We start from the raw sequence: 14,865 nt of genomic DNA, 5'->3' as shown, positions 1-14,865 counted from the left end.
CAAGACTGGGAATTACTGACATCTATGGTCACCAGCGGTATCAATTATAAAGACAAAGTGTCCCAGCTGATCAGCTGGGGGCACTGGTTCAGTTTTTTCAATATCATCGCTGCCATGTTGCTTGGCACGCGATATATTGCATATTCTGAATGGCCTGAGACCATTCTGGGACAACTTTATCTCGGATTAAGTTGGATCGGACATTTCGGGTTTCTTGTCTTTGGCTTTTACATTCTAATTCTCTTTCCAGCCAGCTTTCTAATCCCCTCACAGCGCCTGATGCGGTTGTTTGCGGTATTGGTCGGAACTATTGGCCTAACAGGGTTGCTTCTAGACACACATGCCTATGAGTCTCTAGATTTGCATCTGAGTCCACTCGTTTGGGACTTACTGTTAAGTGGAGAGAAAACAGAACTTAATGCCCGCTGGCAATATCTGTTTATTGCAGTACCCGCTATATTCCTCATGCAGTTAATTCTGTCGGAATGGTTGTGGCGCAAACTCAGGAAACTCACGCGCAAACACGTCGGCGTGCCTATTGCCGCTATTTTCGGCTTCTGCTTCCTGAGCAGCCATCTGATCTATATCTGGGCGGATGCAAACCTATACCGCCCCGTTACAGTACAACGCTCTAACTTCCCGCTATCCTATCCGATGACGGCCAAGTCCTTCATGGAAAAACACGGCTGGCTGGATCGCCAAGAGTATGCCAAGCGCTTAGATGCGCAAGGTATTGCCGAAAGCGAACATATTCGTTATCCGCTCAACAAGCTAGCGTTCAATGATCAGGGTACTGGTCAAAATGTGCTAATCATCATGGTTGATAGTTTACGCGGTGACATGGTCGACAATGAAACCATGCCGCACCTTGCAGCCTTTGCCCAGCAAAACCTGAACTATAGCAACCATTACAGCGCCAGCAATGAAAATGCTGAAGGCATCTTCGGGCTCTTTTACGGCTTGCCGGCCGGATATATGAATAGCGTTCGTTTTGCGAGCTCCTCTCCCGTATTATTAGATACGCTTAAAAAGCGCGACTATCAATTTGGTTTGTTCAGTGGTGATGGATTCGAGACACAAATCTACTCGGATGCCATTTTCTCTCGCCGTCAGCTCCCTGAGCAGACAGACAAAAACGACAGTAATGGCAGCAGTAATAGCGACAAAAAAGCCATTGCTGATTGGAAAAAATGGCTCGGCACACAAAACAGTGACACGCCATGGTTCAGTTATATTGAACTGGCATCAATCGAGAACTTTGAAGAAGGGGGGGCCTATGTCCCGCAATTTGAACCTTCTCTTAGCAGTACCAACGCGAACCCGGCAGGTGTCGATACCAACCAGCTGTTAAAAAACAGCTACCGGAATGCGGCCTATTATATCGATGAGCTACTTATTGATATTTTTGAGCAACTAGTGGCCAACAACGCGTTTGAAAATACAGTAGTTATCGTTACCGCCAATCACGGTAACGAGTTTAATGAAACCGGCACCAATAGCTGGGGGGCAAACTCCAACTACAGCCGCTATCAGCTCAAAGTGCCATTAATCATGCACTGGCCGGGAACTGTTCCGACTCAAATCACGCGTGCTACCAGTCATTTAGACCTTGTGCCGACACTGATGGAATCACTATTGGCGACAACCACGCCAGCCTCTGACTATAGCAGTGGTGTTAACTTATTTGAAAACACCCCCAAGCGTCGCTGGGTATTGGCCGGAAGCGGCCGAGACATCGTCGTGTTGCAGAAAAACACGACCACGGTGGTGGATAAACATGGCAACTATCGAGTATACGATCAGGACTATAAGCTGAAGAGTGAGGGGAAGCCAAAGCTTTCCACACTGATGCAGGTCATGCATGAACTAAAACGCTTCTATCAGCCCAAATAACTATAGCCAGACATTAGTTTCAATAACATCAAAAGGCAGCCTCCGGGCTGCTTTTTCTCAACCTACACCTAGAAAAATTCTGCATTATCTGCATAACACTGGTCAAAACCATCGCTCCAGCCATTGGCATATTTCCTATCCGTCAGCAGGCGTTCCGGATCGCGACGAAAACCATCGTGATAAGTCAGAGCCTCCTCTTTCCGACTACTACAGCCATCTTGATAACCATCGAGGTAATTTCGGGTAAACCCCAAATCAGCCAGCCTTTCGTGACGGGTATCGGCACAGCTGACAATCAGTATCACAATGCCGACAACCCAGCTCCCACGCCAAAAGAGAGTCATATAACACCCCCAAAATAGGATAATTATAGGCAACACACATCATAATAAGTTAGCTAACCTTTCACGGTAGCGTTGTCTTAGTTTCGATACTTCACCAAATTGATACAACACGATGTACGCCAGCCATCATCAGAAATCCAGCATTAATACCGTTACACCGACAAAGATCGTTTGCTTGGTATACACTTGGCGAAAAATGCACAGGAATATAAAAATGAAGAAGAGTGTACTTATTACCGGAGCAAATCGAGGAGTTGGCCTTGCACTGGTAGAAGTCTACCTTGCTGCAGGTTGGCAGGTAAACGCCTGCTGCCGCCGGACAAACCATGCTTCTGAGCTAAAGCATTTACAAGCACATACAGACTCTCTGACACTGCATGAACTGGATGTCACCGATCACCAGGCCATTACTGCGTTAAGCCAGGAGTTGGCCGATATCCCCTTTGACTTACTTATCAACAACGCTGGGTACTATGGGCCCAAGAGCTATGGCTTCGGTAACACAGATGCGGATGAATGGCGCAAAGTTTTCGAGATCAATACCATCGCACCGCTTAAACTGGCCGAAGCCTTTTATCCCCAGCTCATCGCCAACACACCCGGAATTATCGCCAATATATCTTCCAAGGTAGGGAGCATGACAGAAAACACCAGTGGTGGTGGCTATATTTATCGTTCATCCAAAGCCGCGCTCAATTCCGTCGCCAAGAGCTTGTCTAACGACCTATCACCTCAGGGGATCATCTCTGTTGCACTTCATCCCGGCTGGGTACAGACAGAGATGGGCGGGCCGAACGCCATCTTGTCTACATGCGATTCAGCCCAAAAGCTTAAAACAGTAATTGATAACCTTACCACTAAACAAAGTGGCGGCTTTTACAACTATGATGGTTCTGTAATCCCATGGTGATATCAATAATGACTCGTTAATACTGCTGCCTTGTGTCTATTCGGTCTAAATAAACAGGAATAAAACATGCCATTTTGTACAAAATAGCAACCTCTTCTAATTTTAATCCTATGGCTTTGTTTCAAATCAAACACTGAGGATGTTCCAGTTACGACCGGATAAGCACAACCGGATTTGTACTACTATTAATATGCACACAGTAGCAAACCTTAACTACAGCATGAAATTAACCATAGCAATAAAGTGGTTAAATATCTGGTGATTGTTATGTTATTGCTAAACGACAATGTAGCTCGTGTCTTTTGTTCTGTTTTTTTCGGAAGAAAATCTATCCAAGGAAAAGGGGAAACAGTATGAATAGAACAGCAGTAATTCTATTAGTAGTGGCAGCCGCCCTAACAGGCTGCGAAGCAACCACAGCTAATCATCAATACGCGGGAGTTGAGTGTCAGCAGTTGGGCTCTGGCGCGTCACCAGCCACACACCCTGGTTGTGCTCCGATTTGGGGTGCACAAAGCTCAGAAAGTAACTCTTCACCAAGGTAACTTCAGAAAAGTCCTACTAATTAACGTACCAATAACCTCAAGCTGAAAATCTTGAGGTTATTTATTTCCGCTATCCTACACAATCCCCCTTTCCCACCGAGATACGGTGTGTTTTGAGTCGCAAATTTATAAACCTGCCTAACTTTATGACCATAATGCGGGCTAGGTGCCTAGCTTTATTTCTGTGATAGACAAAAATAGATGCTCAACACAGACTTGAATATCGACATGGACTGCCTATATTGATCCAAACTGAACGGTTAAATAACTTTTATCAACGTATTCTTAGGCAATGGAGCAAGGCCCACGGACTTCGTACTGTCTGCGAACTCACCTGCCGGAATTTAAGTGAAAGCTTTGCAGCCAGCCAAGCCCAGCTTGTCGTTGCCTATAAATCTCGGTGGAAAATCCTACTCGAAATGAATGATTCGGGAATACACTATCAATTCCCACCCACTGACATCACAGACCGCAACTGCATTCCATTCTTTCAAGTCACCAGAGCAATTCGAGAGAAAAAACCCAAAGTTGATTTTCGTGATGGATTCACTCGCTTATGTCTCCCTCTGGAGCGTCGCTCACATATTATCGGCTGCCTGATCGTCGACTTTCCAGGGCAACCTATCCCTGATGGTAACGAATTCTCTTTTCTGGCGACCTTGATGGCCTCCGAACTCGATGCCTGTCTGCTCAGTGAAAGCATACAGGACGAACATGACGGCCGCCGTTCAGCAGAGCGAGAGTTGCAGATCAGCCAACAAGAGCAACAAGTATTACAAGATCAGCTTCAAGCGTTACATGATATTTCCTTCAAGCTTTGGCGCGCAGGCACTATGGACAATATGTTGTTTACAGCCGTCGATGAAGCAAAGAAACAGCTCCTTATCGACCGAATGGCCATCTTTCTGTTCAAAGGAAAGCACCGGATGCAAGGCACATACGGAACAGATATTCATGGAAATACCGTTAATGAACACTATTTTGAAGAAGAAATTCCGGACCTCTGGTTTACTAAAATAAATCAGGACTACAGACAGAAAGAATATCTTGCCATTGAAGACAATACCCCGCTCTACCATGAACTCAAGCAGGTAGGATTTGGTTGGAGTGCCTATATTTCACTGTGGGACGAAGACACTCCAGTTGGCTGGATTGCCTGTGACAATCTGCTAACTGGCACACCACTTCATAACTACCACCAGCAATTGCTAAAGCAATTTGGCTTTATAGTTTCTCAGCACCTGGTTCGACGCCAGGCGGAAGAAAATCTTATTAGCTTAAACAGAGAACTGGAACAGCGTGTATCCGACCGCACCGCAGAACTGGAGAGCGTCAACCGCAAGCTGGAAAAGATTTCTCGACTCGACCCACTCACATCTGTTTCCAACCGCCGAGTTTTTGATGAAAGAATAAACGAAGAGTGGCGCCGGGCAGAGCGCCACCAGCTGCCACTGTCCTTGTTGATCATTGATGTCGACCTATTCAAGGCCTATAACGACTGCTATGGTCATGCCGCCGGTGACCAGTGCCTAAAAATCATTGCCAACACCCTGGCGACATTAGAAAAAAGAGCGGGGGCGCTGTTTGCTCGTTTCGGTGGAGAAGAGTTTGTATTATTGCTTCCTGGTCAAGATAAAATCGCCGCTCGCTACGCAGCCCAAAGGGCTATACATGCTATCCGCGAACTGCAGCTGCCCCGTACCCAGGGAACAGACTGCGCCCCTGATATTGTCACCATCAGTATCGGCCTCAGTACCAGCATACCGTCTATGCAGGGATCTGCTGAAGAGTTATTCAAACAAGCTGACACCGCATTATATAAGGCCAAATCTCTGGGGCGAAACCAGTATTTCGAGTACACCTAGTCAGCTTTTTTCCCTGATTTGCGCTTCACACCAGTTCGGTTTCCAGCCTTAGATCCGTTTTTGGTTCCTCCCTTGCTGTAACGCCGCTTCTTGCCGCCTTTGAAAGGCTCAGGCGATTTAAGCTCTCGCAAACTAGGAGGAACCTCGCTGTGTTGCACTTTATCCATGATCTGCTGAACTTGGCTCTGCAAAGCCTCTATAAACGGCTGATAGGCACATTTTTTTTCTGCCATATCTTGCAACTGGTGCTCCCAGTGTGCCGTCATATCTGGATACGTTGACTCGTCCGGCAGCGCATAAATAAGCCCCCGCCCGGCCTCTGTGGCATGGATACTCTTGCCCTGTCGCGTAAGCAGCTGACGCTTGAACAAAATATCAAGAATACCTGCCCGGGTTGCCTCGGTACCCAGACCATCGGTATCGCGGAGAATTTTTTTCAACGAAGGATCAGAAACAAAACGGGCGATACCTGTCATCGCCTGCAGCAGCGTCGCTTCGGTAAACGGTTTGGGAGGCTCCGTCATTTTGTCTTTGATTTCACCATTCTTACAGGTAAGTACCGTACCTTTTTCCAACGGCGGTACCTTATCAGCCAAGTCCTGATCATTGACGGAATCATCACGCCCCAGCAGCTCTCTCCAGCCTGCACTCATCAATTGACGCCCTTTGGCAACAAACAAGCCGCCCGCAATAGTAAAGACTAACTTCGCCTCGCTATAGACTGCCGCAGGATAAAACTGCATCAGATACTGCCTGGAAATCAGCTGATAGATCTTACTCTCGCTTCCACTCAACGCATTACTGTTAAGCGCTTTAGGCGTCGGAATAATTGCATGATGGGCATCGACCTTCTTATCATTCCAGGCCTTTGACTTGAGAGAGGTATTAGCCCCCTTGACTGCTGAGCTTAGCTCATTGGCCGTACTGGCTATCGCCTGGCACACTTCACCCGCCTGCCGGAAATGGTCCAGCGGCAAATACCGACAATCCGAGCGAGGGTAAGTGATTACTTTGTGTTTTTCATAAAGGGACTGGCAGGTCGCCAGGACATCAGCGGCACTCATCCCAAACCGCTTCGCGGCATCAATCTGCAAAGCTGAGAGCGAATAGGGCAAAGGGGCGGCCTGGCGGGTTTCTTTACGTTCGGATTCAGTCACCTCTGCCGGCTGCCCCTTAATCCGGTTTACGATATTTTCACAGAGTTTCCGATTCAGTACTCGTCCGTCGTCATCCTGCCACGGCTTGCATGCCTCGCTGGGTTTCCACCGGGCACGAATGATATTGTCCTGATAAGGGATGAGGGCAAATAACTCATAAAAGGGCTTGGGTACAAAACTAGCAATCTCATCATCCCGCCGGGTCACCAACCCCAAGACGGGCGTTTGTACCCGACCGACCGATAGTACTCCCCGGTACCCCCCTTTCTGCCCCAGCAGGGTATACGCCCGAGTCATATTCATCCCGTAAAGCCAATCGGCTCTCGAGCGTGCCAGCGCGGAAACTGACAACGGAATAAAGTCACGGTTGCTCCGCATCTTGCCCAGCGCCCGCTTTACGGCTGCCGGGTTGAGATCTGAAATAAGCAAACGCTGCATATTGGCTTTTTTGGTAGCCGAAAGCTTTACGTAGTCAATCACCTCATCGACCAGCAACTGCCCTTCTCTATCTGGGTCTCCGGCATGCACAACGTCAGTTGCCTGCTTGGCCAGCTTGCGAACCACCCCTAACTGCTGCCTAGCCGATTTTCTCGGCGCCAACTGCCATTGCTTCGGAATAATCGGCAAATCCGCCAAATTCCACTTTTTGTATTTTTCATCGTAGACGTCGGGCTCAACCTGCTCGAGCAAGTGTCCGATACACCAAGTCACGATGTCGCCATTTCCGACTTCAATATAACCATTGTTATTTTTATGAGGACGCGGCAGCACCGCTGCAATCGCACGGCCTAAGCTTGGTTTTTCAGCAATATAGAGACGGGTCATTGAAATTATTAGTTAGTTTTTTTGGAACTATAGAGAAAAGAAGAAAAAAGGACAAGGAAATACTGGATATATACACAGGCAATAAGCAGCGAGAAGCGAGAACAGGATCATCGCTTCTCGTCACTCTCTTTAGCGGGTTTTCTCAATCAACCAGGCTTTCACCTCATCGTATTCACCACGGAATACAATACGCTCGGATTTCTTACTTAGCTGATAGGTATACATTGGATCGTAATACTGTTCCAGCAACGGCTGTAGCCAGCCCACATGACCTTCCAGGGAACCTGAACTCTGCATAGTCCGGACAGCACTTTGCTGGACTTGCAACAACTGCTCGTAGCGCTCTAAACCAAGGCGCTTACGGATACTGAACATCCCGCGCTCCAGGTATTCAGCAAAACGAATCCAGCCCTGCTCTTCACCATATTGGGCAACGAAGTCACGCTGCATGCGCACAACGTAATCATCCATCAGGCGTGTTAGACGAATTTCCATGGGATCATCAACAATGGCAAGCGTAGCCTGCTGCATCGCACTATTAATCGGCAAAGGCACACTGGCCGAACCAATGGTCTTGCCCTCATCTTCAAGGACAAAATGGTTGATACCGAGGGCCTGCTTTTTCAACATCGACACAGCCAGTACGTTCTCGAAATCGATCTGGGTATGTTGTTCGGTGACATAACGGCCAAAGGAAGAGCCTCGATGGTTGGCTGCCCCTTCAAGATCAAGGCCGTTTTCCAGCTCGTTGACCATAATGGTTTTTCCGCTGCCGGTATTGCCGCCAATCAAGGTTATTGGCTGCCGAGCAACTTGTTCGATAGTCTCAATCAAAAAGCGACGCAGTGCCTTATAACCACCAACAACCCGCGGATAATCAATCCCCGCTTCCTTCAGCCATTGCTGGGTAATACAAGATCGCAAGCCACCACGTAGGCAGTATAAGTATCCCTGAGGGTTGGCCTCACAAAAGGCTTTCCACTGGGCTATACGCTCGGCTTTTATTTCACCGTGAACCAGCTTATGGCCAAGTGCGATAGCCGCTTCCTGACCTTTTTTCTTATAACAGGTACCGACAGCCTCGCGTTCGCTATCTTGCATTAACGGGCGGTTTACCGAGGTTGGAAATGCGCCCAGACCAAATTCAACTGGCGCGCGCATATCCATTAACGGTGTATCATTGACAAATAACTGTCGGTAATCTTCACAATTCGGGCGTGACATTAACAAATCTCAATCAGGGTAGTATCGCCGTCAGTCGGGAGCAATTCACCAATAGCATTTAGCTCAATACCGTGACGGGCGGCAACAGCCTGTACTTCTTCTTCGGCTTCTGGTGCGACTGCCAGCAATAAACCACCTGAGGTTTGCGGATCACATAACAGGGCTTTCTGCTGTTCGCTCATTTTACCGAGTCGGTGGCCATAGCTATCAAAATTGCGCCCCGTTCCGCCCGGTACACATCCTTGCTCGATGTAATCAAAAACACCGGGAAGATATGGGATCTGATCAAACTGTACTTTTGCTTTAAGTTGGCTTCCTTCACAAATTTCAGTCAGGTGGCCCATCAGGCCAAAACCGGTGACATCAGTCATCGCTTTGACACCGGCAACATCGGCAAAATCTGCGCCCGGCTTGTTCAGCTTGCACATCCAATCACGTGCCAATCCCTGATGATGCTCGGCCAGCTTTGATTTTTTCTCGGCAGTCGTCAGCACACCAATCCCTAGCGGCTTGGTAAGATACAGCTTACAGCCCGCTTCGGCCTGGTTGTTGCGCTTCACACGATCAGTATCGACAATACCCGTTACCGCAAGACCAAAAATAGGTTCAGGCGCATCAATTGAGTGTCCACCCGCAAGCGAGATACCGGCCTCACGACATACTGAACGACCACCTTCGATAACCTGCTGGGCAATCTCTGGTGCCAACACATTCACAGGCCAACCTAGAATAGCAATCGCCATAATTGGCTTACCGCCCATGGCATAAATATCACTGATGGCATTCGTCGCGGCAATGCGCCCAAAATCAAACGGGTTATCGACGATAGGCATAAAGAAATCAGTCGTACTGATCACCGAGGTACCATTGCCGAGATCATATACTGCAGCATCATCTTTGCTTTCATTGCCCACCAGAAGATTCGGATCTGAGAAGGGGGCTAGTTGAGTTCGGAGAATAGTATCAAGAACTTGAGGAGAAATTTTACAGCCGCATCCTGCACCGTGGCTGTATTGAGTAAGGCGAACATTTTCCATGACACGCTCCGGAATAATGACAAGAGCGGAGAATTCTACTCCTGCGACTAAACCCTGTCACCACTCTGGATCAATAAAGGAGAGAAACTGATGGGTATCAGCTTCCCGGCAAACGTTTTCTAGTCGACAACTGAATAATTAGAGATATTCAACAAACTGGCTCAGATCTCTCTCAGACACTTTCGCTTCGCGGCAACCCGGTGTCCCGATGTACAAAAAGCCGACAATCATATCATCGCCTTGTACCCCCAATGCCTCACGTACAACCGGGTGATAGGCCCATTTGCCAGTACGCCAAAAGCCGGAAAAACCCTGTGCCACTGCTGTCATCTGCATAGCCTGAGCAGCACAGCCAGCCGAAAGGTGCTGTTCAATCACCGGCACCTTGTCATGCTCAGTGACCTTGGCAATGACAGTGATCACCATCGGGGCACGAAACGGTGCTTTGGCCGCTCTTTCAAGTACCGCCTCTTCGGCACCATCGGCTTTCGCGGCTTCAACCAGAATATCCGCCAGCCTGTGTAAGCCTTCACCATGAGAAACGATAAACCGCCATGGTGTCAAACCAGCATGATCCGGAGCTCGCAGGCCTGCTCGAAAGATATTATCCAGCTCATTACCGTGCGGAGCCGGTTCCATCAGCTTTGGCAACGAACGGCGGTTTAACAATAATGATAGAGCATCCATAACAACCTCATGATGATAATAATTATTGTTTTACAATATCATAAATACGGTGCAGTAGAACCCCACCCTAACCCTCCCCTTCATAAGGGGAGGGGACTAGAAGCCTGTCCGAAATTAGTTACCCTCTACAAATCAACGAGGCAAAGAATGCTCCTCCCCATTTTCAAGGGGGAGGCTGGGAGGGGGTTCGCAGCCAAATCCGTATCCCCCCAGATCTAACAACGCCTCCTACAGCTTCGATACCAATTCAATCCCCTGGCGGATCACCCGCTTGGCATCGACTTCACCGGCAACATCGGCACCGCCAATCACATGTACGTTGACATTCATAGCACGTAGCTTGTCAGAAAGTACTTCCACCGACGTCTGGCCGGTACATAGCACGATATTATCGACATCCAGCAGACGAGGCTGACCTTCAACAATAATATGCAGCCCCTGATCATCAATCTTGTCATAGCTCACGCCGCTAAGCAGTTCCACACCGCGCTTTTCCAATACTTTGCGATGGATCCACCCCGTGGTACGTCCCGGCCCTTTGCCAACTTTGCCCGGCTTACGCTGCATTAACCATACCTGACGCTGGCTGACATACTGCTCGTGCGGATACAGGCCACCAGCGTGCTCAATCGCCTTATCAACCCCCCAGTCCTGAAGCCAGCTGTCTAGATCCTGATTTTCAGGCTCTGTCAGCATTGTCGAAACATCAACGCCAATACCGCCAGCACCAAGCACCGCCACCTTCTGGCCAAGCTGCACTTTATCCCGGATCAAAGTCTGATAGTCGATCACTTTTTCATGGCCGACACCGGTAATACTCGGATGTCGCGGCTGAACGCCCGTGGCCACAATCACTTCGTCATACCCTTTAAGCTCATCCGCATCAACGGAATGGCTGAGCTTAACGTTGACGCCTGTTTGCTCCAGACGACGGGAAAAGTAGCGAATCGTTTCCTTGAACTCTTCCTTGCCGGGAATTTGCATGGCCAGGTTAAACTGACCACCGACATAATCATTTTTCTCGAACAAATCGACATCGAAGCCGCGCTCTGCAGCCGCAACGGCACTTGCCATTCCGGCAGGACCTGCACCGACAACAGCCACACGCCGCTTGGTTGCCGTCGGTGTCAGTACCAGTTCTGTTTCGTAACAAGCTTGCGGATTCACAAGACAACTTGCCCGTTTACCGACAAACACATGATCCAGACATGCCTGATTACAACCAATACAGGTATTGATATCATCGGCACGGTCTTGCTCTGCCTTCACAACAAAATCGGGGTCGGCAAGGAACGGCCGTGCCATCGACACCATATCCGCTTGCTGTGATGACAGAATATCTTCAGCCACCTGAGGTGTATTTATCCGGTTACAGGTTACAAGGGGAATATTTACTTCATTTTTAAGCTTCTCGGTCACCCAGGTAAATGCAGCACGCGGGACCTGCGTCGCAATGGTCGGCACCCGGGCTTCATGCCAGCCGATACCGGTATTTAAGATCGTCACACCAACTGCTTCCAGCTCTTTTGCCAGCTGGACAACTTCTTCATGGGTACTGCCCTGCTCGACCAGATCCAGCATTGAGAGACGGAAGATGATAATAAAGTCTCGCCCGACACGTTTACGTACCGCTTTAACCAGCTCGATAGGGAAACGGATTCGGTTCTCATAGCTACCGCCCCATTCATCGTAACGATGGTTGGAGCGCTTACAGATAAACTGGTTGATCAGGTATCCTTCCGAGCCCATCAGCTCGACCCCATCGTAGCCCGCCTCGCGCGCCAGCTCAGAGCTACGCGCAAAAGCTTCTATCGTTTTATTGATCTGGCGCGTGCTCATCTTGCTCGGGGTAAACTTTGAGATCGGCGCTTTAATTGCCGATGCGCTCACCGCAAACGGATGCATTGCATAGCGGCCGGCATGCAGTAACTGCAACGCAATCTTGCCGCCCTCCCCATGCACTGCATCAGTGATTGTCCGATGGGCACGGGCAGCACGGGCTGAACTGAACTCGGCACTGAGTGGATGAAGCCGGCCACGGAAGTTAGGCGAGAAACCGCCAGTCACAATCAAGCCAACCCCACCTCTGGCTCGGGCAGCGTAGAAGGCAGAAAGTTTCTTAAAGCCGTCTCGGGACTCTTCAAGGCCAGTGTGCATAGATCCCATTAACACACGGTTCCGTAACTGAGTGAAACCAAGATCTAGGGGCGCTAACAAATGAGGGTAAGATTTATCGTCCATGGCTTCCATTCTTTTGTTGTTATGGTCTGACCAGTATATTAACGACTGAAACTTTTATCAAACACTTGTTTACATTATTACAACATCCACCACATTGCGTGAGTCATGATTGTCATATAATTCAGCCTTAAATTCTCTTCCGACGACCGTTGAACCACGCAATACTTAAGGGAAAGGATACATTGTAAACAAGGATTCTTACTGTAATTCCTTGTTTACTAAGTTAGGATAGAAACAATATCGATCGCATCATCAGGAACGTTCATGAAAGTGGTACTCAAAGGAATAGGAAAACTATTCCGAGCTATCTGGAAACTGATCAGTTTCACCCGGCAGCTGATACTCAATTTGTTTTTTTTATTCGTTATCGGCCTGCTTTTCTTCGCTTTTAACCAAAGCGGAGACCAACCGGCACTGCCCAATGAAGCCGCACTGGTACTTGATTTATCCGGCCCAATCGTCGAACAGCGCACCTACGTCAATCCTATCGACCAACTGGCAAGCAATGCGCTAGGCCAGCCGCCGGTACAGGAAAATGTATTATTCGATATCGTTGACACTATCCGAGCCGCTTCGACGGACAACCGAATCACCGGCCTGGTACTTAACCTTAAGGGCATGTCGGAAACCAGTTTGACCAAGATGCGCTACATCGCCAAAGCGATAGAAGAATTCAAGCAAGCAGGTAAACCCGTCTACGCTGTGGGTGATAACTACAAGCAGAGCCAGTACTACCTATCGAGCTATGCTGACAAAGTATTCATGTCAGCCGATGGTGGTGTATTGCTCACTGGCTATGGTAGCTATTCCCTGTATTACAAGAGCCTGCTGGAAAAGCTTGATGTTAATACGCATGTATTCCGTGTCGGCACCTATAAGTCTTTTGTCGAGCCGTATACCCGAAACGGTATGTCAGCCGAAGCACGTGAAGCCAATACAGTATGGTTAAACCAGCTGTGGGGAGCCTACACGGCGGATGTCGCCAAGAACCGCCAAATCGATGCTACCGCACTGACCCCCGAACTTGACAGCTTTGTCGAACAACTCAAGGCCGTTAATGGTGACTTTGCCAAGCTGAGCCTCGAAATGGGGCTGGTTGACGAGCTCATCAACCGTCCGTTGCTAAACCAGAAACTGATTGAACAGTTCGGCAGCGACGGTGAAAACAGCTTTAACCAAATCAGCTATTATGATTACCAGCCAACACTGTTCAATACCGATTTACCTAGCCCGAACCAAATTGCCGTTGTTGTTGCCAGCGGTGCAATTGTTGACGGCAACCAGCGTCAGGGAACGGTTGGCGGAGATTCGACTGCGGCACTGCTGCGCGAAGCACGTCTAAACGACGAAGTGAAAGCGGTGATTCTACGCGTCGATAGCCCGGGAGGCAGCGCCTTTGCTTCTGAAGTGATCCGCAGCGAAGTCGATGCCTTGAAACTGGCCGGCAAACCGGTTGTCGTATCAATGTCCAGCCTGGCCGCTTCAGGTGGCTACTGGATTTCGTCCAGTGCCGATAAGATCTTGGCCCAGCCAACAACCATCACCGGCTCTATCGGCATCTTTGCCATCCTGACCACCTTTGAAAAAGGTCTGGAAAACATGGGCGTCTATAGCGATGGTGTCGGCACAACACCGTTCTCTGGTGTCGGTGTAACCCGCGAGCTGCCAGAAGGCGTTGCCGAAGTTTTCCAACTTGGCGTCGAACATGGCTATCAGCGCTTTATTGGCCTTGTTAGCCAATACCGTGATATGTCACTCGCACAAGCTGACAAGATTGCCCAGGGGCGCGTATGGACAGGCCAGGATGCCCTGCAATTAGGCTTAATCGATCAGTTGGGTGATTTTGATGACGCTATCGCTGCTGCAGTTGAGCTGGCGAAACTAGACAGCTACGAGCTTCGCTGGATGGAAGAGCCATTGAGCCCGGCAGAATTACTGCTGCAGGAATTTGCCTCAGAGGCCAGTACAAAACTCGCCTCAATAGCATTTGGCCAAGTCCCCGCCGCTCTCCGACCGGTTACGCAACAAGTTGTAACAGACTTCACGACGCTCAGTAACTTTAACGACCCAAAAGGTCAGTATGCTTTCTGCCTAAACTGCAGCAATATTGAAAATTGAGATCAGCCCGGCACATGCC

At 49.0% G+C, this 14,865-nt stretch carries 10 protein-coding genes; 4 read left to right on the top strand and 6 right to left on the bottom strand.

The features are described from left to right. Nucleotides 1-24 precede the first annotated feature (24 nt). On the top strand, nt 25-1,893 hold the full coding sequence (locus EDI28_RS01225; protein ID WP_128782021.1) for a DUF3413 domain-containing protein: 1,869 nt from the start codon (nt 25-27) through the stop codon (nt 1,891-1,893). Nucleotides 1,894-1,961: 68 nt separating this feature from the next. Here EDI28_RS01225 and EDI28_RS01220 read toward each other — a convergent pair whose 3' ends face one another. Then, entirely contained in the window at nt 1,962-2,237 is a 276-nt protein-coding gene (locus tag EDI28_RS01220) for a hypothetical protein (protein WP_128782020.1), read from the bottom strand. Nucleotides 2,238-2,451: 214 nt separating this feature from the next. Here EDI28_RS01220 and EDI28_RS01215 point away from each other — a divergent pair, with 214 nt between their 5' ends. Continuing rightward, entirely contained in the window at nt 2,452-3,147 is a 696-nt protein-coding gene (locus EDI28_RS01215) for an SDR family oxidoreductase (protein WP_128782019.1), read from the top strand. Between the two features lie 787 nt (nt 3,148-3,934). Continuing rightward, on the top strand, nt 3,935-5,557 hold the full coding sequence (locus EDI28_RS01210) for a GGDEF domain-containing protein (RefSeq protein WP_128782018.1): 1,623 nt from the start codon (nt 3,935-3,937) through the stop codon (nt 5,555-5,557). Here the strand turns inward: EDI28_RS01210 and EDI28_RS01205 are convergent. From EDI28_RS01205 to EDI28_RS01185, 5 genes are all read right to left on the bottom strand, one after another. Next, complete coding sequence (locus EDI28_RS01205; protein ID WP_128782017.1) at nt 5,554-7,539, bottom strand: DNA topoisomerase III; 1,986 nt, start codon at nt 7,537-7,539, stop codon at nt 5,554-5,556. The genes EDI28_RS01210 and EDI28_RS01205 overlap by 4 nt on opposite strands. A 129-nt stretch (nt 7,540-7,668) precedes the next feature. Then, nucleotides 7,669-8,763, bottom strand: coding sequence for a tRNA 2-selenouridine(34) synthase MnmH (gene mnmH / locus EDI28_RS01200; protein WP_128782016.1), 1,095 nt, complete (start codon nt 8,761-8,763; stop codon nt 7,669-7,671). Continuing rightward, complete coding sequence (selD, locus tag EDI28_RS01195) at nt 8,763-9,800, bottom strand: selenide, water dikinase SelD (protein ID WP_128782015.1); 1,038 nt, start codon at nt 9,798-9,800, stop codon at nt 8,763-8,765. The genes mnmH and selD overlap by 1 nt, the downstream gene beginning before the upstream one ends. A gap of 138 nt (nt 9,801-9,938) precedes the next feature. Continuing rightward, on the bottom strand, nt 9,939-10,487 hold the full coding sequence (locus tag EDI28_RS01190; RefSeq protein WP_128782014.1) for an NAD(P)H nitroreductase: 549 nt from the start codon (nt 10,485-10,487) through the stop codon (nt 9,939-9,941). Between the two features lie 228 nt (nt 10,488-10,715). Continuing rightward, nucleotides 10,716-12,728 carry an NADPH-dependent 2,4-dienoyl-CoA reductase gene (locus tag EDI28_RS01185; RefSeq protein WP_128782013.1) on the bottom strand — a complete coding sequence of 671 codons (2,013 nt, stop codon included), beginning with the start codon at nt 12,726-12,728 and terminating at the stop codon, nt 10,716-10,718. A gap of 264 nt (nt 12,729-12,992) precedes the next feature. On the opposite strand from EDI28_RS01185, the gene sppA reads away from it, so the two are divergent. Then, a complete protein-coding gene (gene sppA, locus EDI28_RS01180; RefSeq protein WP_128782012.1) occupies nt 12,993-14,846 on the top strand; it encodes a signal peptide peptidase SppA in 1,854 nt (617 codons plus the stop codon). Nucleotides 14,847-14,865 lie beyond the last annotated feature (19 nt).

The organism is Photobacterium chitinilyticum (assembly GCF_004104355.1).
In the GTDB taxonomy this organism is placed as follows: domain Bacteria; phylum Pseudomonadota; class Gammaproteobacteria; order Enterobacterales; family Vibrionaceae; genus Photobacterium; species Photobacterium chitinilyticum.
The sequence above is the reverse complement of the archived record's forward strand: the minus strand, read 5'-3'. Positions and strand labels throughout refer to the sequence as shown.